At 61.4% G+C, this 816-nt stretch carries 1 protein-coding gene and 1 pseudogene; one reads left to right on the top strand and one right to left on the bottom strand.

Going from position 1 to position 816, the window contains the following annotated elements:
• A partial coding sequence (locus EOA79_RS32310) for a DUF1849 family protein (protein WP_128293712.1) occupies positions 1-540 on the bottom strand: 540 nt, incomplete at its 3' end.
• Between the two features lie 138 nt (positions 541-678).
• On the opposite strand from EOA79_RS32310, the pseudogene EOA79_RS34010 reads away from it, so the two are divergent.
• Positions 679-816, top strand: a pseudogene (locus tag EOA79_RS34010) (RidA family protein); the annotation flags it as partial.

The following is an 816-nucleotide window of genomic DNA, read 5'->3' as shown; positions in this document are numbered from 1 at the left end:
TACCTTATTGGCATCCTCGGAGCCGTCGAACAGATTGGTCTGATAGAAGTTCTCTCCCTTCTCGGCCTTGCCGATCAGCTCCACGAGGTGCTGGGTGGGGAACTGCGTGGCGGCGAGCTCGAGCGTGTTCTTCTCGGGCTTGTCGATGTTGACTTTGAGGCCCTTCGGCTCCCTGGTCGCCATACCCTTGACTTCCTTGTCGAGGTTCTGGTCGACGAAGGACTTCGTCACGAAGGAGAAGGTCTTGCCTTCTGCGTCCTCAAACGTCGTCGTCTGCTGGTCGGTCAGCCTAGTGTTCTCGCTGGTGACGATCTGCGTGACGAAACGGAACTTCACCGTATAGCCCTCGCAGGGAGAGCCGTTGAACTCATAGACCATGCGGCCGGAGATGCCCGTGATGCCGGAGCGGTCGGACGCCTTGTTGAGGGTGAGATCATAGACGGCGCGGTGCGCCTGCAGCGCGGGCACGGCAAGGGCCGGAGCCATCGGGATGGCCGCCGACACGAGAGCGGTGGAAAGGAAAAGGCGCGTCAAGCGCATGCGGTGCTCCGATCGTCGCGGCCGATGGCAGGCCGCAGGGAAAGATGGTCCAGCTTAAAAAAAGTCGTGGCGGAAGCGAGGCAAAAATAGCAATTTCGGCCCCGCCAACGCGGCGCCTTCCAGCAATAGGGAAAACCAATGAGCGAAACAATCGAAAAGCGGCTAAGCGATCTCGGCGTCGCCATTCCGGCCGCAGCAGCGCCGGCCGCCAACTACGTGCCCTACTGCCGGACCGGCAACACCCTCTTCACCGCCGGGCAGCTGCCGCTGAAGGAC

The sequence above is a fragment of the Mesorhizobium sp. M1A.F.Ca.IN.020.03.2.1 genome, from assembly GCF_004023205.1.
Classification (GTDB): domain Bacteria; phylum Pseudomonadota; class Alphaproteobacteria; order Rhizobiales; family Rhizobiaceae; genus Mesorhizobium.
Note: the sequence above shows the minus strand (reverse complement) of the source record. Positions and strands in the feature narration are given on the sequence as shown.